A 244-nucleotide genomic window follows, 5' to 3' on the forward strand; every position below is an offset into this window, starting at 1 on the left:
GATGATCTGGAGGAAAGAATTATCATAGAAGCCATTCATACAGATGGTAATCTGGCAAGTGTTTTTACTCCATATTCTTTTTATCTGAAAGGGAAGTTTTCACATTGTGGGGCCAACAGTTTTCAATTGGTAAAACAGAATGAGGAGTGGAAAATTCAGTACATCATTGATACCAGAAGAAAGGACAACTGCAAAGAGATAAAATAATAAAAATAAGAAGTAGTTTAAAATTAAAGAAATGAAG

At 32.4% G+C, this 244-nt stretch carries 1 pseudogene; it reads left to right on the top strand.

Features of this window, described 5'->3' with window-relative positions:
• Window positions 1-207 (top strand): annotated as a pseudogene (locus SB689_RS23920) (hypothetical protein); the annotation flags it as partial.
• Window positions 208-244 lie beyond the last annotated feature (37 nt).

This window comes from Chryseobacterium sp. SIMBA_038, assembly GCF_046535115.1.
GTDB lineage: Bacteria > Bacteroidota > Bacteroidia > Flavobacteriales > Weeksellaceae > Chryseobacterium.